Source organism: Azospira sp. I09 (assembly GCF_009177135.1).
Lineage (GTDB): Bacteria > Pseudomonadota > Gammaproteobacteria > Burkholderiales > Rhodocyclaceae > Azospira > Azospira oryzae.
The window spans coordinates 3,363,629-3,385,611 of the sequence record NZ_AP021844.1; the positions used below are offsets into that span (position 1 = coordinate 3,363,629).

At 65.7% G+C, this 21,983-nt stretch carries 20 protein-coding genes; 9 read left to right on the forward strand and 11 right to left on the reverse strand.

The window, feature by feature from the left end; genetic code table 11:
- Positions 1-8: 8 nt before the first annotated feature.
- Together AZSP09_RS15835 and AZSP09_RS20655 are read left to right on the forward strand one after the other, a co-directional pair.
- Positions 9-1,598, forward strand: coding sequence for an HD family phosphohydrolase (locus AZSP09_RS15835; protein ID WP_152090581.1), 1,590 nt, complete (start codon positions 9-11; stop codon positions 1,596-1,598).
- Between the two features lie 171 nt (positions 1,599-1,769).
- Positions 1,770-2,165, forward strand: coding sequence for a pilin (locus tag AZSP09_RS20655; RefSeq protein WP_014236553.1), 396 nt, complete (start codon positions 1,770-1,772; stop codon positions 2,163-2,165).
- A gap of 101 nt (positions 2,166-2,266) precedes the next feature.
- On the opposite strand, the gene sixA is transcribed toward AZSP09_RS20655, so the two are convergent.
- The 3 genes from sixA to AZSP09_RS15855 all read right to left on the reverse strand — a co-directional run bounded on the left by sixA (position 2,267) and on the right by AZSP09_RS15855 (position 5,116).
- Positions 2,267-2,731, reverse strand: coding sequence for a phosphohistidine phosphatase SixA (sixA, locus tag AZSP09_RS15845; protein ID WP_043797885.1), 465 nt, complete (start codon positions 2,729-2,731; stop codon positions 2,267-2,269).
- Positions 2,732-2,759: 28 nt separating this feature from the next.
- Complete coding sequence (locus AZSP09_RS15850; RefSeq protein WP_152090582.1) at positions 2,760-4,283, reverse strand: CYTH and CHAD domain-containing protein; 1,524 nt, start codon at positions 4,281-4,283, stop codon at positions 2,760-2,762.
- Positions 4,284-4,423: 140 nt separating this feature from the next.
- Entirely contained in the window at positions 4,424-5,116 is a 693-nt protein-coding gene (locus AZSP09_RS15855) for a Crp/Fnr family transcriptional regulator (protein WP_014236556.1), read from the reverse strand.
- Between the two features lie 217 nt (positions 5,117-5,333).
- On the opposite strand from AZSP09_RS15855, the gene AZSP09_RS15860 reads away from it, so the two are divergent.
- Together AZSP09_RS15860 and AZSP09_RS15865 are read left to right on the forward strand one after the other, a co-directional pair.
- Positions 5,334-6,503 carry an efflux RND transporter periplasmic adaptor subunit gene (locus AZSP09_RS15860; RefSeq protein WP_152090583.1) on the forward strand — a complete coding sequence of 390 codons (1,170 nt, stop codon included), beginning with the start codon at positions 5,334-5,336 and terminating at the stop codon, positions 6,501-6,503.
- A complete protein-coding gene (locus AZSP09_RS15865) occupies positions 6,500-7,276 on the forward strand; it encodes an ABC transporter ATP-binding protein (protein ID WP_232058809.1) in 777 nt (258 codons plus the stop codon). Before AZSP09_RS15860 ends, AZSP09_RS15865 begins: the two co-directional genes overlap by 4 nt.
- A 107-nt stretch (positions 7,277-7,383) precedes the next feature.
- On the opposite strand, the gene AZSP09_RS15870 is transcribed toward AZSP09_RS15865, so the two are convergent.
- Positions 7,384-9,324 carry a sigma-54-dependent Fis family transcriptional regulator gene (locus tag AZSP09_RS15870; protein WP_152090584.1) on the reverse strand — a complete coding sequence of 647 codons (1,941 nt, stop codon included), beginning with the start codon at positions 9,322-9,324 and terminating at the stop codon, positions 7,384-7,386.
- A gap of 300 nt (positions 9,325-9,624) precedes the next feature.
- Between AZSP09_RS15870 and adh the strand changes: the two genes are divergently transcribed.
- Positions 9,625-11,145, forward strand: a complete 1,521-nt coding sequence (gene adh / locus AZSP09_RS15875) for an aldehyde dehydrogenase (RefSeq protein ID WP_152090585.1) — start codon at positions 9,625-9,627, stop codon at positions 11,143-11,145.
- 102 nt (positions 11,146-11,247) lie between these two features.
- Positions 11,248-12,759: a protein adenylyltransferase SelO gene (locus AZSP09_RS15880; RefSeq protein ID WP_152090586.1), complete on the forward strand. Its 1,512-nt coding sequence runs from the start codon at positions 11,248-11,250 to the stop codon at positions 12,757-12,759.
- A 139-nt stretch (positions 12,760-12,898) separates the two neighbouring features.
- Here the strand turns inward: AZSP09_RS15880 and AZSP09_RS15885 are convergent, their stop codons facing one another.
- The 3 genes from AZSP09_RS15885 to AZSP09_RS15895 all read right to left on the reverse strand — a co-directional run bounded on the left by AZSP09_RS15885 (position 12,899) and on the right by AZSP09_RS15895 (position 14,828).
- The gene (locus AZSP09_RS15885) at positions 12,899-13,486 is read right to left on the reverse strand and encodes a hypothetical protein (RefSeq protein ID WP_152090587.1); all 588 of its coding nucleotides are present in this window, start codon (positions 13,484-13,486) and stop codon (positions 12,899-12,901) included.
- A gap of 115 nt (positions 13,487-13,601) precedes the next feature.
- The gene (locus AZSP09_RS15890) at positions 13,602-14,357 is read right to left on the reverse strand and encodes a hypothetical protein (protein WP_152090588.1); all 756 of its coding nucleotides are present in this window, start codon (positions 14,355-14,357) and stop codon (positions 13,602-13,604) included.
- A 120-nt stretch (positions 14,358-14,477) separates the two neighbouring features.
- Complete coding sequence (locus AZSP09_RS15895) at positions 14,478-14,828, reverse strand: hypothetical protein (RefSeq protein WP_152090589.1); 351 nt, start codon at positions 14,826-14,828, stop codon at positions 14,478-14,480.
- A gap of 293 nt (positions 14,829-15,121) precedes the next feature.
- Here AZSP09_RS15895 and AZSP09_RS15900 point away from each other — a divergent pair, with 293 nt between their 5' ends.
- The 3 genes from AZSP09_RS15900 to AZSP09_RS15910 are packed head-to-tail and all read left to right on the forward strand — an operon-like array spanning position 15,122 to position 18,891.
- Complete coding sequence (locus AZSP09_RS15900; protein WP_152090590.1) at positions 15,122-16,282, forward strand: ABC transporter permease; 1,161 nt, start codon at positions 15,122-15,124, stop codon at positions 16,280-16,282.
- A 2-nt stretch (positions 16,283-16,284) separates the two neighbouring features.
- On the forward strand, positions 16,285-17,463 hold the full coding sequence (locus tag AZSP09_RS15905) for an ABC transporter permease (protein ID WP_152090591.1): 1,179 nt from the start codon (positions 16,285-16,287) through the stop codon (positions 17,461-17,463).
- Between the two features lie 48 nt (positions 17,464-17,511).
- Positions 17,512-18,891 carry an NYN domain-containing protein gene (locus AZSP09_RS15910; RefSeq protein ID WP_152090592.1) on the forward strand — a complete coding sequence of 460 codons (1,380 nt, stop codon included), beginning with the start codon at positions 17,512-17,514 and terminating at the stop codon, positions 18,889-18,891.
- Positions 18,892-19,102: 211 nt separating this feature from the next.
- On the opposite strand, the gene panD is transcribed toward AZSP09_RS15910, so the two are convergent.
- The 4 genes from panD to AZSP09_RS15930 all read right to left on the reverse strand — a co-directional run bounded on the left by panD (position 19,103) and on the right by AZSP09_RS15930 (position 21,934).
- Positions 19,103-19,471: an aspartate 1-decarboxylase gene (gene panD, locus AZSP09_RS15915; protein ID WP_268907599.1), complete on the reverse strand. Its 369-nt coding sequence runs from the start codon at positions 19,469-19,471 to the stop codon at positions 19,103-19,105.
- Positions 19,472-19,561: 90 nt separating this feature from the next.
- Positions 19,562-20,386 carry a pantoate--beta-alanine ligase gene (panC, locus tag AZSP09_RS15920; RefSeq protein WP_152090593.1) on the reverse strand — a complete coding sequence of 275 codons (825 nt, stop codon included), beginning with the start codon at positions 20,384-20,386 and terminating at the stop codon, positions 19,562-19,564.
- A 56-nt stretch (positions 20,387-20,442) separates the two neighbouring features.
- Complete coding sequence (gene panB / locus AZSP09_RS15925) at positions 20,443-21,255, reverse strand: 3-methyl-2-oxobutanoate hydroxymethyltransferase (RefSeq protein WP_130460105.1); 813 nt, start codon at positions 21,253-21,255, stop codon at positions 20,443-20,445.
- Between the two features lie 4 nt (positions 21,256-21,259).
- Complete coding sequence (locus AZSP09_RS15930; RefSeq protein ID WP_014236568.1) at positions 21,260-21,934, reverse strand: deoxynucleoside kinase; 675 nt, start codon at positions 21,932-21,934, stop codon at positions 21,260-21,262.
- Positions 21,935-21,983: the final 49 nt, after the last annotated feature.

Below are 21,983 nucleotides of genomic sequence, written 5' to 3' on the forward strand. Positions count from 1 at the left end.
GGTAGGGCATGGATACCCTGGACGATCTTTTCCGGCGCCTGGAGCAACTCAACGAGATCGGGGCGGCCCTCTCCCACGAGCGCAACCTGGACCGCCTGCTGGAGCGCATCCTGCTGGCGGCCAAGCAGATCACCCACGCGGACGGCGGCACCCTCTACCGCATGACCGAGGACGGGCGCCATCTGCGCTTCGAGATTGTCCGCACCGACTCCCTGGCCATCGCCTTTGGCGGCAGCAGCGGCCAGCCCCTCTCCTCCAAGTTCCCCGACCTGCCGCTGCACACCGAAAGCGGCGAGCCCAACAATTCCATGGTGGCCGCCTACAGCGCCCTCAACCTGCAGACGGTCAACATCGCCGACGCCTACACGGCGGAGGGCTTCGACTTCTCCGGCACCCGGGCCTTCGATGCCCGCACCGGCTACCGCTCCCAGTCCTTTCTCACGGTGCCCATGAAGAACCACGAGAACGAGGTCATCGGCGTCTTGCAGCTGATCAACGCCCAGGATCCCGTCAGCGGTGAAGTGCGGGCCTTCTCCTATGCGGACCAGCGCCTGGCCGAATCCCTGGCCTCCCAGGCGGCCATCGCCCTGACCAACCGGCAGCTCATTTCCCAGCTGGAAGAACTGTTCGAATCCTTCATCCAGCTCATCAACACCGCCATCGACGAAAAGTCCCCCTACACCGGCGGCCACTGCCAGCGGGTGCCGGAGCTGACCATGATGCTGGCCGAGGCGGTGAATGCCACCACGGAAGGCCCCCTGGCCGACTTCAGCATGTCCGACAAGGACCGCTACGAGCTGAAAATGGCCGGTCTGCTGCACGATTGCGGCAAGGTGACGACGCCGGTGCACGTGGTGGACAAGGCGACCAAGCTGCAGACCATCTTCGATCGCATCCATCTGCTGGATACCCGTTTCGAGGTGATCCGCCGCGATGCCCAGATCCGCATGTGGCAGGCCATTGCCGGCGGCCGAGGGGAAAGCCAGGCGCGCCAGGAACTGGAGGCGAGTCTGGCCCAGATGGAGGAAGACCAGCGCTTCCTGCAGCGCTGCAATGTGGGCGGCGAAGCCATGCAGCCGGAAGACCAGGAGCGAGTGCGGCAGATCGCCCGCCGCTACCGCTGGCAGGATGCGCAGGGCAAGGAAAACGATTTCCTCAGCGCGGACGAAGTGGAGAACCTGACCATCCGGGCCGGCACCCTGACCGAGGCCGAGCGGGAGATCATCAACCACCACATCGTCGCCACCATCCGCATGCTGGAATCCCTGCCCTGGCCCAAGCACCTGAAGAACGTGCCGGAATACGCCGGCGGCCACCATGAGCGCATGGACGGCAAAGGCTATCCCCGGGGCCTGACCCGGGAACAGATGAGCGTCCAGGCCCGGATCATGGGCATCGCCGACATCTTCGAAGCCCTCACCGCCCGGGACCGGCCGTACAAGGAAGGCATGAAGCTGTCCCAGGCCCTCGCCATCATGCGGAAATTCCGCGACAACGGACATGTGGACGGGGATTTGCTCGACGTTTTCCTGAAGCAGCGGGTGTTTCTGCGCTATGCCGAGCGTTTTATGGACAAGAGCCAGCTTGACGTCGCCTAGTCAGAAAGTGCCGCGATAGGGATGTGTTGTGACAAAAAACGTCAGTTTTTTGCGGCGTAGCCCCGGTGAAATCAAGGAAAAGCAAGCTGGCATCCTACTTGCTCATACTTGATTGAGGAGTTCCGGATATTCAGAGACTCCCATATATCTTTCTTCCAATAGGAGATTGTCATGAACAAGGTTCAGCAAGGTTTCACCCTGATTGAACTGATGGTGGTGGTTGCTATCATCGGTATCCTGGCCGCAGTTGCTCTGCCGGCTTACTCCGACTACCAGGCCAAGGGTAAGATCGCCGCCGGTCTGGCAGAAATTTCTGCCGTCCGTACCGCCTATGAAATGATCGCCAACGATGGCGGCACCCCGACCGAAGCTACCATCGGGCTTGACACTTCCAAGAGCGGCCACTGTACCTACACCGTGGACAACACCGGCATCTCCTGCGCCCTGAAGAATGCCCCGACCAAGGTCAATGGTCTGGCTATCAAGCTGGCCCGGGCTGCCGGTGGTGCCTGGTCCTGCGACGCCAGCGCCCTGCCCACTGATATGAAGCCGAAGGGTTGCAGCTAATCCCAGGTTTTGTGATGAAAAAGCCCGCTTCGGCGGGCTTTTTTTATGGGTGGCGGCGTGTATCAGAGCACGCTGTCGCTTCTTGCCTAACTAAGCGAATTTCAACTGCCGCTAGCCAAAATGTCGGGGCCCAGGCAGCAGCGCAACAACGTCTGGGTCTCCCCGGCCCGGACCCGGTTGGAGAACCACCATACGGCGCCCTTTTTGACCGTCCACGGCGCTTCCTGGCCGGAGAGGAGCAGGGCGGCCAGTTGGCCCAGGGTGGGCTGGTGGCCGACGATGAGGATGGTCTGCCGGCTGTCGGGCCAGCCGGCGGCCGAGAGCAGGTCGTAGACGCTGGCATCGGGCGCCAGCTTGCGGCTGGTTTCGTAGGGCAGTTCCAGGGCGTCGGCGGTTTGCTGGGTGCGCACCGCCGGGCTGACCAGGATGCGGGTGTGCTTGGGCAGGCGGGGCTTGAGCCAGGCAGCCATCTGCCGGGCCTGCTTGGCGCCGCGGACGGTGAGGCGGCGGGCCAGGTCGTCGCTGCCGACCTCGGCTTCGGCGTGGCGCCAGAGGATCAGGTCCATGGCGGTCTCCGGGGACAAAGGCGCCATCCTAGCCGCTCCGCTTTGCAGTCTTGTTGCGCTTGCCGGGGGATTTTTCCCAGGGCGCCGTCTGGGCCAGGAAATCCTCGAGGAAAGCCGGCAGTTCTTCCAGCAGCAGGTCGCTGCGGCCGCCGAGCCAGCCCATGACCAGACCGGGCCGGGCCGGCAGGGTGGGAGCCAGCAGCTCCCGGGCGGTGGCCAGGTCGTTGAGGCGCCCCAGGTGTTCCTGCAGGCGGGCCAGGGATTGGGCGTAGGGGGCGCCGTTGCCGCCGGCGGGAGCGAGGAACTCGATGGCGTAACGCAGCTTCTTGAAGGCGATGCGCAGGCGGTGGCGGCCGGCGTGGTCCAGCTCCGCCAGGTTGCGGGCCAGACGGCTGGCCTGGCGGGCGCGGCGGTCGAGGCGGCGGGCGGCGAAGTCGGTCAGGGGGCGCTGGCCGGCCGGCTCTTCCCCGAGGGCGAAGAGGTCGGCACTGAATTCCAGGAGCAGGCGGGAGTAGGCCGGCGAGCCCAGCAGGCGGCGCACGGCGAGGTGGGCGGCCTGGGAGCGGCTATTGGCGTGCCGTTCCAGGCGGGTCAGCTCGGCAACGCCGGGGAATGCGGCGTTCAGGGGAGGCAGGGTTTCGCTGAGGAACACGTCCCAGTTGCGGGCTTCTCCCAGGCCCCGGCCCAGGTCGCGCCAGGGGCCGGTCCAGCGTTGCCGGAAGGCTTCCTGCAGCACCGGGGCGAACAGTTTGAGCAGGGAACGCAGGCGGCGGATGGCGACCCGCACCTGGTGCACGTATTCCGGGCTGTCGCCGCGCTGGGCGCCGGCCTCGTTGGCCTGCAGGTGCTGCAGGCAGTCCAGGGCGGCGCTGCGGCAGGCGGCCAGGGGCGTCAGGTTCGTGTCCAGGGGCGCCGGACGGGCCTTCTGGGGCGGGCTGCGGCGGCCGGTGAACAGGGCGTAGCCCCGCTCCGCCTTGCTCGCCGCCACCGGGTGCAGGGCCTGGCGTTCGCCAAGGGCGGTGGACAGTTCCCGGGCCAGGGCGAAGAGGGCGGTCTCGGGGCCAGCCAGGAGCTCCAGTTCCAGTTCCCCCAGGGGCTCCCGCTGACCCTTGCTCTGGATGGTGCCCCGGTCCAGGGCGATCTCGATGCGGGTGCCGGGGGCCGGTTCGACGATCCAGGCGAGGCGGGTGAAGTCGGTGGTGAAGGCGGCTTCCAGGCGGGGCGTGCGCTTTTCCAGCCAGCGTCGCAGGTCGGCATCGTCCACATGGGAAAAATCGAACTGGCCGGGTGCCACCTTGGCTTCCCACTCATTGCGCCGGGCCAGGCCGCCGCTGGCCGGGTTGGCGGTCTTCACCGTCAGCAGCCAGTCCCAGCCCTTGCGCCGGTGGCGCAGGGCCATGCGCTGGCCGAGCAGTTCCAGGTCGGGGGTGTCGTAATAGGTGTTGAGCAGCCGCTGGCGCTGGGGGGCGCTGCCGGCCAGGAGCGGATGCCGCAGGAGGCGGGCGGCGCCGCCGGGGGGCAGGCGCAGCTTGAGTTCGGTTTCGAGGGCCATGGCGGGGATTCTACACCCGGCGATTTATCCCAATATGACAGCGGCCCCTTCGCCGCCGGGCCTGCCGCAGAAAACAAAAAAGCCCCGGCAGAGGGGCTTTTTCGCGGACTGCAGGCGCCGCGCCGGCGGCCCCGGAATGCCTAGAGGTCGAAGGTGCGCAGCTTTTCCACGTCGGGGATATGGATCTTGCGGCCTTCCACCTTGATCAGGCCTCGCTCGGACAGTTCATGCAGGATGCGGGAGAAGTGTTCCTGGGTCAGGTTGAGGCGGGAGGCAATGATGCCCTTATTGGTGGGTAGGTTCACCGTGGTTTCCTTGGGCAGGTGTTCCTCGTCCGGCAGGTCCCGCAGCAGGTAGCCGATGATGCGCTGGCGGCCGGAGTGCAGGGAATAGGATTCCACGTCGGTGATGATCTGGTGCAGGCGCATGGAGAGGCCGGCGATCATCTTGCGGCCCAGCTTGGGGTCCCGTTCCAGTTCCTCGAACAGCACGGCCTTGGAGATGTGCAGCAGCTGGGAGTCGGTGAGGGCCTGGGCGTAGACGATGTAGGGCTTGTCCATGAACATCAGGGCTTCGCCGAAGGTCTGGCCCTGGCCGAGGATTTCCACCACCTTCTCGCCGCCCTGGGCGGAGGTGAAGGCCAGCTTGACCTGGCCGTAGACCACCAGGTGCAGGCCCTGGCAGGGATCGCCCTTGTGGAACAGGATGTCGCCGCGGGCCGCGTGGATTTCCCGGGTACCGCGGGCAATGCGGGCAATTTCGTCCGGGGCCAGGCCATTGAACATGGGCACATAGGACAGCAAGGCGTCGATGTTCAGATTGCTGGTGGTCACGAACGGCACTCCTCGAATGGAAAAATGGGCTCCATGGTCGCATTAGAGGCCCACGCTGACAAGCCCGGGAAGTCCCCGTCATTTATGGGGATTAGCCGCTGCCGGCGCCCGATACGGTGGCGGTCCCCATTCCCGGCAGGGGACGGGCCGGGGACGGCTATAATCGGCCCATCATTGCGCCCGCCGATAGCCCGGAATCCCGACTCCCCCCACTGCCATGTCCAAGCCCGATCTCTCCCGCCTCAGCCTCAAACGGGGACCTGTCGCCCCGGCCGCGCCCCGCTCCCGCCGCCGCACCTGGCTCATCGGCGCCGCTGTCCTCGTGCTGGGCGGCCTGCTGCTGGCCTCCCTCTCCCGGCGCGAGACCGAGGTGGAGACTGTCTCCGTCACCACCGCCTATCCCTACCAGGGCGTCACCCTGCTCAATGCGGCCGGCTACGTGGTGGCCAGCCGCAAGGCCTCCGTCGCCTCCAAGGCCACCGGCCGCCTGGAATGGCTGGGAGTGCTGGAAGGCAGTCGGGTCAAGGCCGGCGAGGTGCTGGCCCGGCTGGAGAACAAGGACGTGCAGGCCCAGGCCGACCAGGCTGGCGCCGGCGTGCTGTCGGCACAGGCCGAACTGAAGGACGCCCGGGCCGCCCTGGAGCGGGCGAAGGACCTGGCCCAGAAGAAGTTCGTCTCCGGCTCCTCCCTGGATACGGCCCAGGCCCGCTTCGACAAGGCCGCCGCCGCCGTGGCGGTGGCCCAGGCCAATCTGCGGGCGGCCCAGGTGGGGGTGGAGCAGACCCTCATCCGCGCCCCCTTCGACGGCGTGGTGCTGACCAAGACCGCCAACATCGGCGACGTCATCACCCCCTTCTCCTCGGCCCTGGAAAGCAAGGGCGCGGTGGTGACCATGGCCGACATGGAGAGCCTGGAGGTGGAAGCCGACGTGGCCGAATCCAACCTGGCCAGGATCAAGGTGGGCCAGCCCTGCGAAATCCAGCTCGACGCCTTTCCCGAGTTGCGCTTCCGCGGCGAGGTGAGCCGCCTGGTGCCGACGGTGGACCGCTCCAAGGCCACGGTCATGACCAAGGTGCGCTTCGTGGACCGGGACGAGCGCATCCTGCCGGAAATGAGCGCCAAGGTGGCCTTCCTGGAAAAGCCCATGGGCGACGGCGAGCGCCAGCCCCTGGTGGCGGTGCACAAGGATGCCCTGGCGGCCGACGGTAAGTCCCTGTTCCTGGTCGAGGCCGGCAAGGCGAAGCGGGTAACGGTGACGGTGGGCCGCCAGATAAACGATCTGCTGGAAGTGAGCGCTAACCCGGCGTTGCAGCCGGGAGCCAAGGTGGTGGCCCGTCCCGGCGAGCGCCTGGGGGACGGGGACCGGGTCAAGGTGGTAAGCAAGTGAGCGGCACGGTAGACGAAAGCGCCGCCGCAGGCAGCGTGGTGCACAGTGCCGGAAGCAGCTTCGGAGACGCCGCTTCCGCGGCGCCCCTGATCGTCCTCGACAACCTTTCCAAGAGCTACCGCCGGGGCCAGCAGGTGGTGCCGGTGCTGGAGCGCATCAGCTTCAACATCGCCGCCGGCGAGTTCCTGGCCCTGATGGGGCCGTCCGGTTCCGGCAAGAGCACCCTGCTCAACCTCATCGCCGGCATCGACCGGCCCGACTCCGGCACCCTCAGCGTCGCCGGCCAGGACATCGCCGCCCTGGAAGAGGCCGAGCTGGCGGCCTGGCGGGCGGAAAACGTGGGCTTCATCTTCCAGTTCTACAACCTGATGCCGGTGCTGACCGCCCTGGAAAACGTGGAACTGCCCCTGCTGCTGAAAAACCTCGGCAAAGCCGAGCGGCGGGAGCGGGCCGAACTGGCCCTTTCCATGGTGGGCCTGGCGGACCGCATGGACCACACGCCCAACGAGCTTTCCGGCGGCCAGCAGCAGCGGGTGGCCATCGCCCGGGCCCTCATCACCGACCCCACCCTGATCGTGGCCGACGAACCCACCGGCGACCTGGACCGGGAGTCGGCCGGCGACATCCTGCACCTCCTGCAGCGCCTCAACGACGAGCTGGGCAAAACCATCGTCATGGTCACCCACGACCAGCGGGCGGCGGAATCGGCCCACGCCATCATGCATCTGGAAAAGGGCGAACTCTCCGCCCGCCAGGAAATCCGTCCGCGCTGATCCCCGCACCGGGGCCTGCCCCGGGAGCCAATGAAAACGGGCCTGTCCGGCATGCCATGCCGCACAGGCCCGTCCTTATTGGGTGTCAGGCCGGCCGTCTTGGACGTCTACGAAACTTCCCCCGCGGCGCCGGCCTTCAGCTTGCGGTACAGGGTATTGCGGCTGATGCCCAGGCGCCGGGCCGCTTCCGACAGATTGCCCCGGGCCGCGGCCACGGCCCGCTGGATGGCCAGGCGGGAGACTTCCTGCAGCCGGTCCGGCGCCGGCTGCGCCATCGTCGCGGCGGCGTCGGCGGCAAGGGGGCGCTGCTGCAGTTCCTCCGCCAGGTCGTCCGGCAGGTGGGGCCAGTCGATGCATTCCTCGTCCGCCTCGAGCAGGGCGGTGGCGGTGCGCAGGGCGTTGGCCAGCTGGCGCAGGTTGCCCGGCCAGGCGTAGTCGGCAAAGGCCCGGGCCACCGCCGGAGCCAGGGCCAGGCTCCGCCCGGGGGCCATTTCCGCCAGCAGCCGCGCCACCAGGGCGGAAAAGTCGCTGCGCTCGCGCAGGGCCGGCAGGGTCAGGGTGAGGCCGTTGAGGCGGTAATACAGGTCGGCGCGGAAGCGGCCAGCTTCCACCTCCTGGCGCAGGGGCCGGTGGGTGGCGCAGACCAGGGCGAAATCCACCGCCACCGGCTTGCCGCTGCCCAGGGGCGTCACCTGGCGCTCCTGCAGCACCCGCAGCAGGCGGCTCTGCAGGTTGAGGGGCATGTCGCCGATCTCGTCCAGGAACAGGGTGCCGCCGTGGGCTTCGCGCAGGCGGCCGGGGCTGCCTTCCTTGCGGGCGCCGCTGAAGGCGCCGGGGGCGTAGCCGAAGAGTTCGGCCTCGATCAGGTTTTCCGGCAGGGCGGCGCAGTTCACGGCGACGAAGGGACCCTCCCGGTGAGGGCTGCTGCGGTGGATGGCCTGGGCCAGCAGTTCCTTGCCGACCCCGGATTCGCCGTGGAGCAGGAGGGGAATGGGTTTGCCTGCCACCTTGCGAGCCTTGTCCAGGGCCGCTTTCAGCCGGGCATCGCCTGTATCCAGCGCAGCCAGGGCATCCTGGGGCGGGGTGCTCGCCGCGGCAGTGCCGACGGGGATGGGCGCCTTGCCGGCGTGGATCTGCAGGAACAGCCTGCCGCCGCGCCGGGTGTTCACCAGCAGGGCCTGCTGGCCCTGGCGCCGGCCCCAGTCGAGCAGGTCCTCGCTGCGGCTGTCCAGCACCCGCTCCAGGGGCGTCGCTCCCAGGTCCGCCGGCTGCAGGCCGAGCATGGCCAGGGCGGCCCGGTTGGCGCCGACGATCCAGCCGTCTTCCGAGAGGGCCAGCACCCCTTCGGCCACGGTGCCGATGCCTTCGGCCCGGGGATGCAGGTGCAGGCGGATGTGGCGGCGGTGGCGGGAGAGCAGCAGCCGGTTTTCGATCATCTGGGCGGCGGTGCGCACCAGGCCCTGGGTGTGGGGGTGGTGGCTGCGGTGGTCGCCGGAGATGTCCAGGGCGCCGAGGAGCTTGCCGGACGGATCGAGGATGGGGGCGGCGGCGCAGGTGAGGAAGGTGTTGCGTTCGAGGAAGTGCTCGGCGCCGTGGATTTCCACCGCGGCGCCTTCGGCCAGGGCGGTGCCGATGGCGTTGGTGCCCCGGTGCTGTTCGTGCCAGGAGGCGCCGGGGGCCAGGGCCACCCGCTCGGCCTTGCCGAGGAAGTCCGGGTCCCCCAGGGCATGCACCAGCAGGCCCCGGTTGTCGGCCAGCACCACCATGCTGTGGGAGGCCTGGACCTGGGCGTAGAGGTATTCCATGACCGGCTCGGCGTGGGCGACGAATTCCTGGTGGCGCTCCAGGGCCTGGCGCAGGTGCTGTTCGGAGAGGCGCGGCGTTTCCGGGTTGCGGCCCACCGGCTCCAGGCCGGCGCCGCGGCTGCGGTGCCAGGAGCGCAGCAGGCGCTCGTCCACCAGGCCGGGGGGAAGTTCGCCCTGCTCGAGAAACAGGCGTCGGGCCTGGCGCAGCAAGGGAGCGCCAGCCCGCGGGTGCGGATGGTTCATCAATGTCTCCTTCGCTCCGGCCTCTGACGGGTCGGATGGTGTGGTCCGGCGAGTATAGCCCTCTGTTTCCCCGGTGCAATGCTTTCCCCGGAAGTGTCCGGCCGGGTGTGTCATTTTGGTACAGCTGTGCCGGGACGGGACGTGCCACGGGGCGGCGGCCGCCGCCGGCGGCAGGGTGTGGTGCCATAGGAATCAATGGCTTGGGCTTGGGTGGCGGTGCTGGCACGGCCCTTGATAAGGAGAAGGCGGGCTCCCTGTTTGGAGCCCTGTTCGATCCCCATAAAAACGGAAGGAGACACCATGCTTTACGCGACCCCCGGCAGCGCTGGCGCCAAACACCAGTACAAGGCCCGCTACGACAACTTCATCGGCGGCAAGTGGGTGGCCCCGGTCAAGGGCCAGTACTTCGACGTCATCACCCCCATCACCGGCAAGCCCTACACCCAGGCCGCCCAGTCCGGCGCCGAGGATATCGAGCTGGCCTTGGACGCCGCCCACGCCGCCGCCGACAAGTGGGGCAAGACCTCCGCCACCGAACGCTCCAACATCCTGCTGAAGATCGCCGACCGCATCGAGGCCAACCTGGAAATGCTGGCCTACGTGGAGACGGTGGACAACGGCAAGGCCATCCGCGAAACCCTCAACGCCGACATTCCCCTGGCCGCCGACCACTTCCGCTACTTCGCCGGCTGTCTGCGTTCCCAGGAAGGCTCCATCAGCGAGATCGACGAAAACACCATCGCCTACCACTTCCACGAACCCCTCGGCGTGGTGGGCCAGATCATCCCGTGGAACTTCCCCATCCTGATGGCTGCCTGGAAGCTGGCCCCGGCCCTGGGCGCCGGTAACTGCGTGGTCTTGAAGCCCGCCGAATCCACCCCCATCAGCATCCTGGTGCTGGCCGAGCTGATCGCCGACCTGCTGCCCCCGGGCGTGCTCAACATCGTCAACGGCTACGGCCGCGACGCCGGCATGGCCCTGGCCTCCAGCAAGCGCATCGCCAAGATCGCCTTCACCGGCTCCACCGCCACCGGCCGGGTCATCGCCCAGGCCGCCGCCAACAGCCTCATTCCCGCCACCCTGGAACTGGGCGGCAAGTCCCCCAACATCTTCTTCGCCGACGTGGCCGCCGCCGACGACGACTTCTTCGACAAGGCCATCGAAGGCCTGGTGCTGTTCGCCTTCAACCAGGGCGAAGTGTGCACCTGCCCCAGCCGGGCCCTGATCCACGAATCCATCTACGACCACTTCATGGAACGGGTGCTGGCCCGGGTCAAGGCCATCAAGCAGGGCAGCCCCCTCGACACCGACTCCATGATGGGCGCCCAGGCCTCCCAGATGCAGATGGACAAGATTCAGTCCTACCTGGCCATCGGCAAGGAAGAGGGCGCCCAATGCCTGATCGGCGGCGACCGCGCTCGTCTGCCGGGCGAACTGGCCGAGGGGTATTACATCCAGCCGACCCTGTTCAAGGGCCACAACAAGATGCGCATCTTCCAGGAGGAAATCTTCGGCCCGGTGCTGGCCGTGACCACCTTCAAGACCGAAGCCGAAGCCCTGGAAATCGCCAACGACACTCCCTACGGCCTTGGCGCCGGGGTGTGGAGCCGGGACGGCAACACCGCCTACCGCATGGGCCGCGGCATCAAGGCCGGCCGGGTGTGGACCAACTGCTACCACGCCTACCCGGCCCACGCCACCTTCGGCGGCTACAAGGAATCGGGCATCGGCCGCGAGACCCACAAGATGATGCTGGACCACTACCAGCAGACCAAGAACCTGCTGGTGAGCTACAGCCCCAAGGCGTTGGGCTTCTTCTAAAACGTCTCCTCCCTTGGCAGGGGCGCGGCCGGTGCGGGCTGCGCCCCTTTTTTTATGGTGCGGCCGGGCGAACTTTCCCGCTGGGCGCCGCTCTACTCAGGCATGTCCGCCCCTACTGCCCCCGCCTTCACCTTCCCCTTCGACAACAGCTACGCCCGGGACCTGCCGGGCTTCGCCGTGCCCTGGCAGCCGGCCACCGTTCCGGCCCCCCGGCTGCTGCACTTCAACCCAGGCCTGGCCCGGGAACTGGGCCTGCCCCTGGCGGAGGCCACGCCGGATCAGCTGGCCGCCCTGTTCTCCGGCAACGCCCTGCCGGAGGGCGCCAGCCCCATCGCCCAGGCCTACGCCGGCCACCAGTTCGGCCAGTTCTCGCCCCAGCTGGGCGACGGCCGGGCCCTGCTGCTGGGGGAGGTGATCGACGGCCAGGGCCGGCGCCGCGACATCGCCTTCAAGGGCTCGGGCCGAACCCCGTTCTCCCGCAGCGGCGACGGCAAGGCCGCCGTGGGCCCCATGCTGCGGGAGGTGCTGATCGGCGAAGCCATGCACGCCCTGGGCATTCCCAGCACCCGGGCCTTGGCCGTGGTAGCCACCGGCGAGCCGGTGCGGCGGCAGCGGCCCCTGCCCGGCGCCGTCCTCACCCGGGTGGCGGACAGCCATCTGCGGGTCGGCACCTTCCAGTTCTTTGCCGCCCACGCCGGCCCTGCCCAGGTGCGGCAACTGGCCGACTACACCATCGCCCGCCACTACCCGGAACTGGCCGGGGCGGAGAATGGGTATCTGGAATTGCTGCGGGCCGTGGCCGAGCGCCAGGCCGCCCTGGTGGCCCGGTGGATGGCGGTGGGCTTCATCCACGGCGTCATGAACACGGACAACATGAGTCTCTCCGGCGAAACCATCGACTACGGCCCCTGCGCCTTCATGGAAGCCTACGATCCGGGGGCGGTGTTCAGCTCCATCGACCGCCAGGGCCGCTACGCCTACGACCAGCAAGCGGACATTGCCGCCTGGAACCTGGCCCGCTTCGCCGAAACCCTGCTGCCCCTCATCGATGCCGACACCGAAAGGGCCGTGGCGCGGGCCACGGCCATCATCGAAGCCTTCCCCGCCCGCTACCAAGAGCATTGGCTGGCCGCCTTGAAAGCTAAGCTGGGTCTGCCCGATGGCGGGGCGGAGGCCGAGGCCCTGGGCGCCGACTGGCTGACCCTGCTGCAGGCCCAGTCCGTCGATTTCACCCTGGCCTGGCGTTATCTGGGAGAAGCGGCCGCAGGCCGGGAGGAGCGGCTAAGAACGCTGTTCGCCGATGGCGCCGCCCTCGCCGCCTGGCTGCAACGCTGGCGCCAGCAGTGCGCCGCCGCCGACGGGGAGGGTGGCGAAGCCCGCGTGGCCGGGGCCGCCCGGGCTGCGGTCATGGCTCGGCACAACCCCTGGCTCATTCCCCGCAACCACCAGGTGGAAGCAGCCCTCGATGCTGCCGAGCAGGGCGATCTCGCCCCCTTCCACCGTTTGCTCGGCGCCCTGGCCGAGCCCTACCGGGAACAGCCCCGCTACGCCGACCTGGCCGAACCGGCACCCCGGGAATTCATGCGGACGTTTCAGACGTTTTGCGGGACGTGAGCCGTGTTACTTCAAGGGGGGAGCGGGTAAACCTGCACGTTGAGAACGTTCTTCCAGCCATAATTGGCTGGTAGTTCGGCTTTGAACTCGCAGAGCCGGCTTTCCGGCGAAGCGCCTCTTTTGACCGAAGGGTTAGGCCTTACTCACAAAATTTGTACCAAGGTTTTGTCGCCGCGACAGGTTTAGATGCTGCGGAGGCATGGGGTGGCACTGTTTTGCTCCCTTCGACAAACCCAAAAACTGCAACATTAAAGCCTGTTTCAGCCCCAATTTGAGGCGCGCATTCTTTAACGATGAATGCAGTAGCTAATGCCGCAGATTGAGCAGCTTGCTCAAGTGTTAGGCCGTTTTCACGGCAAATATTTAAGGCCTCGCTCTGTAGTTGAGTAAGCGCGCTCAGAATATCCAAGTGCGGCTCTTGCCCTCTGTGGTCTTGCTGTCCACCTAGCTTAGACTGATCCATGGAAACGTTCGACGCAGAAAGAAACGCCGCCATGGTGTTGACAAGCATTGAGCCTTTTTCGTTTGCCTCATCTGAAAGAAGCACATTTCCAGGCTCTAAGCCATCAAGTTGAAAATTGAAAGAGCGCAGCAAAAGGCTTCCGGCCAAGCGTGCCGATGACGAAATTGCTGTTTCGGGATGAATGGCGCGATTGCTGCCAACCTTAGCGGCTACCAAGTCGACCAACTCACCCGTGACCTTGTTTTGTTGCGGCGTGATATTCACCAAAATTCTTCTAGAAGCCTAGCGTAGAAGTGGGGGGGGCAGCCGAGCATGGCGAGGGCGCCAACAAGCGCAGCTTGTTAGCTGTTCCTCTCGACTGGCATGTTAGGTATGTGCATCAGCAAAGAAGAAATTCCTTGCTTGGCGTTTCGATGACAAGAAGTAGAACCTCGTCCGTATTAGCTTTGAAGGAACTGTTGAAGCGGAAATTCGTTTCTAGGAGATCAACCCGCTTTGCCATTCGAGGAAAGCCTTCGTCATTGCATTTTTGGTACAGCTCATTTGCACCAGCGCCAGAGTTAAAAAAAAGCTCCCATTTTTTGTCGAAATCCGCATGTTGAATTTGCTTTACCTCGCTATCAAGCTGCAGCAATTCATTTTTGATAATTTCCTTCCATCGATCTGCCAGCTCATAGCTAAGCCCATACTGAAGTAGGCGTTTGCTATACGAACGCGCCCCTAGGGTTGTATATGCTGAGGTTAGCAGTAGAAAAGATCGCGACACGCCTTCTTGCAGGATTCTGTTGGTGGAAAGAGTTGGAAAGACATCCGAGTCCTTCGCAAGCCGCAAGTAGTAACGAGCAAGATCCGTAGCGTGGTCGAACCGTGAGGCACGACACAGAATGTCGGCCAAATAAACTCGTGGGAGATGAAGAGAGTTCGGAAAGCGGTCTACAAATATTTCAAGAAGATCAAAAGCCGACGAGATTTCGCGCTCATACATTGAGGAAGCGATCCATGCCAAAACGTGCTCTTCCGTTTTCTTATTTGTGAAGGCTTTGCGAGCAATAGATGCGGCTTTGCGAGGAAGGCCCTCGGCGAGAGCTCCTCTAATACGCTCTTCGTAGCTTTCTTTTTTTCCGAAACCGAACATTGAGTTTCCTGAGTATCTAACGTCTGAGTTCAGGGGCGCGCCGCCGATAGGCGGAGCGTCCCCTACAACGATGGGTTAGCCGTGCGTCGCAAACACATGTGAGTTAACGGCAACTCATTTCTACAGGTTGTCAATTTGGGTAATCCTGTATGTGCCTGCTTCGGGGCCAGTTCCGACCGTGAAATAGCTGCCGATGCGAATATCTCGTTCGGTGATATTTGTAACTTCGGGCGGATATCCGCTGTCTGTGCCGTAGTCGAATATCCATTCGGTACTTCCTTTGGCCGCCGGGCGAAGAATAAACGGCCATCGCTTTATTGAGCCAGCTTCAAGGTTGGTACAAACGCCGAAGCAATGTTGTTGTTTGACCCGTTCGCTTTCTATTACGGCATCGAAGACCAATTTCCATTTTTCATCAGCTGGGACATTGGGATCGCCAGCGTAGTCAGCGGTGATTCGAGCAACAGGCATGACTATCTCCAGAAAGGCTAACAGTTATTAAACGGACCTGCTGGGTCCGTATATGAATTGATATACATGCGATCATTATGCTTCCGGGATTGTCTGTGGAGCAAGGAAGTGACCTCCGACAGGCCCGTATAACAACTCCAATATACGGACGCCAAGAAGGCTGCTCGGATGTCCAATATCGGGAAAAACCCTCAATGGCCGCTCCTGCCGATAGCAGTCAAATGACATCGTGTCATCGCAACTACGGCCTTAGCCTTCCCCGCCTATAATGACTCCCTCTCCCGGAGTCCCCTGTGCTTTTCATCCTCCTCAACCTCGTCCTCCGCAACGCCTTCCGGCATAAGCTGCGCACCTTGCTGACCCTGGTGGGGTTGATGGTGGCGGTGTTGTCTTTCGGGCTGTTGTCCACGGTGGTGGATGCCTGGTACGCCGGGGCGGAAGGGGCGTCCAATGCCCGGCTGGTGACGCGCAATTCCATTTCCCTGGTCTTTCCCCTGCCTTTGACCTACAAGCAGAAGATCCGCCAGATCGACGGGGTCAAGGCCATCACCACGGCCAACTGGTTCGGCGGCATCTACAAGGAGCCGAAGAATTTCTTTCCCCAGTTCGCGGTGGACCCCAACTATCTGGAACTGTACCCGGAGTACCTGCTCAGCGACGACGAGCGCACCGCCTTCGCCCGGGACCGCAAGGGGGCCATCGTCGGGCGCAAGCTGGCGGCCCAGTACGGCTTCAAGGTGGGGGATGTGGTGCAGTTGAAGGGCACCATTTTTCCCGGCACCTGGGAGTTCGTCATCCGCGGCATCTACACCGGGCGGGACGCCAAGACGGACGTGGCCCAGATGCTGTTCCACTGGGACTACCTGAACGAGGTGGCCAAGGTGCGCTATCCGCGGCGGCAGAACCAGGTGGGGGTCTATGTGGTGACCATCGACGACCCGGGGCGGGCGGCGGAGCTGTCGCGCCTCATCGATGCCGAATTCCGCAACAGTGCGGCGGAAACCCTGACGGAGACGGAGAAGGCCTTCCAACTTTCCTTCGTCTCCATGACCGAGGCCATCGTCGTCGCCATCCGCATCGTTTCCTACGTGGTCATCGCCATCATCCTGGCGGTGATGGCCAACACCATGGCCATGACGGTGCGGGAGCGCACCAGTGAATATGCCACCCTGAAAGCCCTGGGCTTCGGCCCCGGCTTCGTGCAGGGGCTGATCTTCGGCGAGTCGGTGGCCATCGCCGCTATCGGCGGCGGCCTCGGCATCGCCCTGACCTTTCCCGCGGCGGCTGCCTTCGCCCAGGCCATGGGCACCCTGTTCCCCATTTTCTTCGTCTCCGGCACCACGGTGCTGCTGCAGGCTGCCTGCGCCTTGGGGGTGGGCCTCATCGCCGCCTGGTTCCCCAGCCGGCGGGCGGCCCGCATCCCTATCGTCGAAGGGCTGCGCAGCGTCGCTTGACCATGGCCATTCCCCTTTCCTATTCCCTGCGCAACCTGGCGGCACGCAAGCTGACCACGGCCCTCACCGCCGGCGGCATGGCCCTGGTGGTGTTCGTCTTCGCCACGGTGCTGATGCTGGATGCGGGGCTGAAGAAGACCCTGGTGGATACGGGCAGCCCGGACAACGTGGTGGTGACCCGCCGGGCCTCCGGCACCGAGGTGCAGAGCGGCATCGAGCGGGGGCCGGCGGCCATCGTCGAGAGCCTGCCCCAGGTGGCCTTGGGGGCCGGCGGCCTGCGCATGCTGTCGAAGGAGACGGTGGTGCTGATCTCCCTCAACAAGCGGGTGGCCGAGGGGGCGGCGGCCAAACCTTCCAACGTCATCATCCGCGGCCTGTCGCCGGTGGGGCTGCAGCTGCGGCCCCAGGTGCGGCTGGTGGCGGGGCGGCCGTTCCGCCCCGGCTCCAACGAGATCGTCACCGGCCAGGCCATCGCCAGCCGCTTCAACGGCGCCGGCCTGGGCGAAACCATGCGCTTCGGCGCCCGGGACTGGGTGGTGGTGGGGGTCTTCGATGCGGGCGGCAGCGGCTTCGATTCGGAGGTGTGGGGCGATGCGGAGCAGCTGATGCAGGCTTTCCGCCGGCCGGTGTTCTCTTCCCTGATCTTCCGCCTCAACGATCCGGGCGCCTTCGCCGCGGTCAAGGCGGCCATCGAGGACGACCCGCGCCTGACCCTGGAAGCCAAGCGGGAATCCCAGTTCTACGCCGACCAGTCGGAGGCCCTGTCCAAGTTCATCAGCATCCTGGGCATCACCCTGTCGGTGATTTTTTCCATCGGCGCCATCATCGGTGCCATGATCACCATGTATGCTGCGGTAGCCAACCGCACCGGCGAGATCGGCACCCTGCGGGCCCTGGGCTTCAACCGTCGGGCCATCCTGCTGGCCTTCCTCGCCGAATCCCTGGGCCTGGCGCTGCTGGGCGGGCTGGTGGGGCTGCTGCTGGCCTCCACCATGCAGCTGTTCACCATTTCCACCATGAACTGGCAGTCCTTCGCCGAACTGGCCTTCACCTTTTCCCTCGATGCGGGCATCGTCGTCAAGAGCTTGCTCTTTGCCCTGCTCATGGGCCTGCTGGGCGGCTTTCTGCCGGCCTTCCGGGCCGCCCGCATGAACATCGTCGAGGCCCTGCGCGCCGCCTGAGCGGTCCCCGGCCTTATACTTGATCCAATTCCTTACGGAGAAACACCCATGGCAGCTCCTGCCGATACCGTCAGCATGGCCCTGTTCTGCGACTTCGAGAACATCGCCCTGGGCGTGCGCGACGCCCAATACGAAAAATTCGACATCAAGCCGGTGCTGGAGCGTCTGCTGGTCAAAGGTTCCATCGTGGTCAAGAAGGCCTACTGCGACTGGGAACGCTACAAGACCTTCAAGGCCACCATGCACGAGGCCAATTTCGAGCTGATCGAAATCCCCCACGTGCGCCAGTCCGGCAAAAACTCCGCCGACATCCGCCTGGTGGTGGACGCCCTGGACCTCTGCTACACCAAGTCCCATGTGGACACCTTCGTCATCATCTCCGGCGATTCCGACTTCTCGCCCCTGGTCTCCAAGCTGCGGGAAAACGCCAAGCACGTCATTGGCGTCGGCGTGAAGCAGTCCACCTCGGACCTGCTCATCGCCAACTGCGACGAATTCATCTTTTACGACGATCTGGTGCGGGACCGGGAGGCCAAGCGGGCCGCCGCCAACCGCAAGGACCCGGCCAAGGAAGCGGCACCCCGCCGTTCGCCGGAAGACGAGAAGAAGCGCAAGGACGACCAGGACGCCCGCCGCGCCAAGGGCATCGAACTGGCCATGGCTACCTTCGAGGACCTCATGGCCGAGCGCAGCGACACCGAGAAGCTGTGGGCCTCGGTGCTGAAGGAGGCGATCAAGCGCCGCAATCCGGGCTTCAACGAGTCCTACTACGGCTTCCGCGCCTTCGGCAACCTGCTGGAGGAGGCCCAGAACCGGGGCCTGCTGGCCTTCGGCCGGGACGAGAAGTCCGGCGCCTACGTAGCCCGTCCGGGCAATGTGTCGGTGCGGGAAGTGACGCAGCCGGAAGAAAGCCCTGCCGAGGCGCAGGCGCCGGCCGCCGAGACGGCGGAAGCGCCGGCCCGGGAAGGGCGCGGCGGAAACCGTCGGCGCGGCCGCGGCCGCGACGGCGCCAAGGAAAACGGCGTGAAGGATGGTCCCCGGGTCCAGGAAGCGGCAGCCGAGGCCCCCGCCTCGACTGCGGCCCCCGCGCCGGTAGTGGTGGAAGCCGTGGCAGCGCCCGCTGTGGCCGCCCCGGCGGCAGTCGAAGCGGTTGCCGCCAGCCCGGCCGCGGCCAGGAAGCCTTCCGGCCGCGGCGAGTCTTCCGGTGCCCGCAGCGGCGCCCGTACCCGGGCCCGCAAGACGGCTGCCGCCCAGGAGATCGAAGCCGCCAAGAAGACGCCGCCCAAGGCTAAGTCCGAACCCAAGGCCGCCGCCAAGGCTGCGCCCCAGGCGGAGGCAGCGCCCGCTGCTGCCGCCGATGCCGCCGCCAAGCCCAAGACCCGGCGCACCCCGGCCAAGCGGCCGGTGAAGAAGGCCGCCGCCGAGTAGGGCCCTATCAAGGGGATGCCCGCACAGGCAGGCGCCATGGGCCTGTCGGGCAGGCCTGCCTGAAGAGGCCCGTCCCTTCTGGGTTTGCGCCGCCCGCTTCCGCCGTGTCTTGGCCGATGCAGCTCAGGGCCGGCCCCAAAAGAAAAAGCCGCGATTGCTCGCGGCTTTTTTACCTTCTTTTACCCGAAAGGCCGGGTAAAAATCCGGTGTCTCAGGCGGCCTGGGCCGGAATCTTGTTGCCGATGCGGGCAATGCGATTCTGGGAATCGACGTAGATCAGCTGGGGTTCGTGCTTGGCCAGTTCCACTTCGGTGTAGGTGGCGAAGGTGGCGATGATCAGGATGTCGCCGGGCGCAGCCTTGCGGGCGGCGGAGCCGTTGACGGAAATGACGCCGGAGCCGCGTTCAGCCAGGATGGCGTAGGTGGTGAAGCGCTCGCCATTGTTCACGTTCCAGATGTCGATCTGTTCGTATTCCTTGATATTGGCCGCGTCCAGCAGGTCCTGGTCGATGGCACAGGAGCCTTCGTAATGCAGCTCCGAGTGGGTGGTGGTCACCCGGTGGAGCTTGGACTTGAGCATGGTTCTCTGCATGGCTTCACCCGTAGGCAAAAGGTAAGGGGAACGGCATTTTAACGGCTCACCGCCGTCTGTCAACGCCCAGTTTTTGAATTAAATCTCAAGATTATCAATGAGTCGCGTAACGCCGAGGCGCGCGGCGGCCAGCACCACCAGGGGTGCATCGGGACTGCCGGGAAGTTGGAGGTCGGCTTGCTGCCGCACCGCAACATAGTCCGCCTTCCAGCCGGCAGCGTCAAGGGCGGCCATGGCGGCCCGCTCCAGGGCCGGGTAGTCCCGGTTGCCGGCGCGGATGGCGTCCCGCAGCTTGTTCAGCTCCCGCGCCAGACGCGGTGCCTCGGCCCGTTCGGCGGGGGTCAGGTAGCCGTTGCGGGAGGACAGGGCCAGGCCGTCCTCGGCCCGCACCGTCTCGCCGCCCAGGATGCGGATGGGCAGGGCCAGCTGGCGCCCCATGTTGCGCAGGACCATCAGCTGCTGGTAGTCCTTCTTGCCGAAGAGGGCGGTCTGGGGCTGGACGATGTTGAACAGCTTCAGCACCACGGTGGCAACGCCGCGGAAGTGGCCGGGGCGGAATTCGCCCTCGAGCCAGTTCTGGATTTCCGGCGGTTCCACCTGGTAGGTCTGGGGTTCCGGGTAGAGGTCGGCTTCCGTGGGGGCGAACAGCACGTCCACGCCGGCGGCTTGCAGCTTGGCGCAGTCGGCCTCGAAGGTACGCGGGTACTTGTCGAAGTCCTCGCCGGGGCCGAACTGCAGGCGATTGACGAAAATACTGGCGACCACGGTCCGGCCGTGCTGGCGGGCCTGGGTCATGAGGGAAATGTGGCCCTCGTGCAGGTTGCCCATGGTGGGCACGAACACCACCTCGGGTTTGCCGGCAAGGGCGGCGCGCAGGTCGTCGACCCGGGAAAAGATCTGCATGGCTGTTTCTCCTGATGGCCGGGCCGTACTTGGCGGCCCGTTGCCGGTGGGGTGACTCAGTAACAGTGTTCGGCGGCGGGGAAGGTACAGTCCTTCACCGCCGCCACGTAGGCGGCGATGGCGGCAGCCACGGAGGGCTGGCCGGTCATGAAGTTGCGCACGAAGCGGGCCTTGCGGCCGGGGGCGATGTCCAGCATGTCCTGCAGCACCAGCACCTGGCCGGAGCACTCCACGCTGGCGCCGATGCCGATGGTGGGGATCTGCAGGAGGGCGGTGACCTCAGCCGCCAGGGCCTGGGGAATGGCCTCCAGGACCACCATGCTGGCGCCGGCGGCCTGGATGGCCAGGGCGTCGGCCTTGAGCTGGGCCGCGCCGGCCTCGTCCTTGCCCTGGACCCGGTAGCCGCCCAGCTGGTGTACCGACTGGGGCGTCAGGCCGATGTGGCCGCACACCGGGATGCCGCGGTGGGTGAGGAAGCGCACCGTCTCGGCCATGTCCTCGCCGCCCTCGATCTTGACCATCTGGGCGCCGGCGGCCATCAGCTGCACGGCGTTGCGGAAGGCCAGTTCCGGGGTTTCCTGGTAGGTGCCGAAGGGCATGTCGGTGATGATCAGGGGGCGGTCGCAGCCCCGGGCCACCATGGCGGTGTGGTAGACCATGTCGGCCAGGGTCACCGGCAGGGTGGAATCGTGGCCCTGCACCACCATGCCGAGGGAATCGCCCACCAGCACGGTATCGACCCCGGCGTTGTCGCAGAGGCGGGCAAAGCTGGCGTCGTAGCAGGTCAGCATGGCGATTTTTTCGCCGGCGGCCTTGAGCTTGGCCATGTCGGTGATGGTCAGGCGGCGGGTCGTGGATTGGCTGGACATGGGTTCATTCTCCCCGGTTGAAGTATTCCCGGTGGCCGCGCATGGCGGCGAGCCGTTCCAGGAGGAGGTGGAAGTCGCGGTCCTGATCGACGAAATTGAGTCGGTCGGAATTGACGATCATCACCGGCGCGGCATTGTAGCCGTAAAAAAAGCGGCTGTAGCTTTCCGCCAGCTGGGTCAGGTACACGTCGCCGATGCGCCGCTCCATGTCCAGGCCCCGCTTTTTCACCCGGGCGATGAGGTTTTCCGGGCTGGCCTGCAGGTAGATCACCAGGTCCGGCGACACCACCTGGGGTGCCAGGGTGTCGTAGATCTGGCGGTAGAGCTTGTATTCGTCCTCGGCCAGGGTGAGGCGGGCGAAGATCGGGTCCTTCTCGAAGAGGAAGTCGGAGACCACGGTCTGGCGGAAGATGTCCGGCTGGGCCAGGTCCCGCAGCTGGTCCTGGCGCTGGAAGAGGAAGAACAGCTGGGTCTGCAGGGCGTAGCGGCTGCGCTCCTGGTAGAAGCGAGTGAGGAAGGGGTTGAGTTCCGGCTGCTCCAGCAGCAGCTGGCATTCCTTGCTCTGGCCTAGATGCTCGGCCAGGCGCCGGGCCAGGCTGGTCTTGCCGACGCCGATGGGGCCTTCCACCACGATGTTGCGGGCGTGCTCGAGCAGGTTGCGGGCTGGGGTACCGGGCATGGGCGGCGGGATGGGGTGTGGGTCGGGACGGGAAAAAAAGCGCCGGGTC

Excerpts from the sequence above, each read along its gene's own strand:
- AZSP09_RS15835 (WP_152090581.1), top strand. The coding sequence starts at position 9 with ATGGATACCCTGGACGATCTTTTCCGGCGCCTGGAGCAACTCAACGAG.
- AZSP09_RS20655 (WP_014236553.1), top strand. The coding sequence starts at position 1,770 with ATGAACAAGGTTCAGCAAGGTTTCACCCTGATTGAACTGATGGTGGTG.
- sixA (WP_043797885.1), bottom strand. The coding sequence starts at position 2,731 with ATGGACCTGATCCTCTGGCGCCACGCCGAAGCCGAGGTCGGCAGCGAC.
- AZSP09_RS15850 (WP_152090582.1), bottom strand. The coding sequence starts at position 4,283 with ATGGCCCTCGAAACCGAACTCAAGCTGCGCCTGCCCCCCGGCGGCGCC.
- AZSP09_RS15860 (WP_152090583.1), top strand. The coding sequence starts at position 5,334 with ATGTCCAAGCCCGATCTCTCCCGCCTCAGCCTCAAACGGGGACCTGTC.
- AZSP09_RS15870 (WP_152090584.1), bottom strand. The coding sequence starts at position 9,324 with ATGAACCATCCGCACCCGCGGGCTGGCGCTCCCTTGCTGCGCCAGGCC.
- adh (WP_152090585.1), top strand. The coding sequence starts at position 9,625 with ATGCTTTACGCGACCCCCGGCAGCGCTGGCGCCAAACACCAGTACAAG.
- AZSP09_RS15880 (WP_152090586.1), top strand. The coding sequence starts at position 11,248 with ATGTCCGCCCCTACTGCCCCCGCCTTCACCTTCCCCTTCGACAACAGC.
- AZSP09_RS15890 (WP_152090588.1), bottom strand. The coding sequence starts at position 14,357 with ATGTTCGGTTTCGGAAAAAAAGAAAGCTACGAAGAGCGTATTAGAGGA.
- AZSP09_RS15895 (WP_152090589.1), bottom strand. The coding sequence starts at position 14,828 with ATGCCTGTTGCTCGAATCACCGCTGACTACGCTGGCGATCCCAATGTC.
- AZSP09_RS15905 (WP_152090591.1), top strand. The coding sequence starts at position 16,285 with ATGGCCATTCCCCTTTCCTATTCCCTGCGCAACCTGGCGGCACGCAAG.
- AZSP09_RS15910 (WP_152090592.1), top strand. The coding sequence starts at position 17,512 with ATGGCAGCTCCTGCCGATACCGTCAGCATGGCCCTGTTCTGCGACTTC.
- panD (WP_268907599.1), bottom strand. The coding sequence starts at position 19,471 with ATGCTCAAGTCCAAGCTCCACCGGGTGACCACCACCCACTCGGAGCTG.
- panC (WP_152090593.1), bottom strand. The coding sequence starts at position 20,386 with ATGCAGATCTTTTCCCGGGTCGACGACCTGCGCGCCGCCCTTGCCGGC.
- panB (WP_130460105.1), bottom strand. The coding sequence starts at position 21,255 with ATGTCCAGCCAATCCACGACCCGCCGCCTGACCATCACCGACATGGCC.
- AZSP09_RS15930 (WP_014236568.1), bottom strand. The coding sequence starts at position 21,934 with ATGCCCGGTACCCCAGCCCGCAACCTGCTCGAGCACGCCCGCAACATC.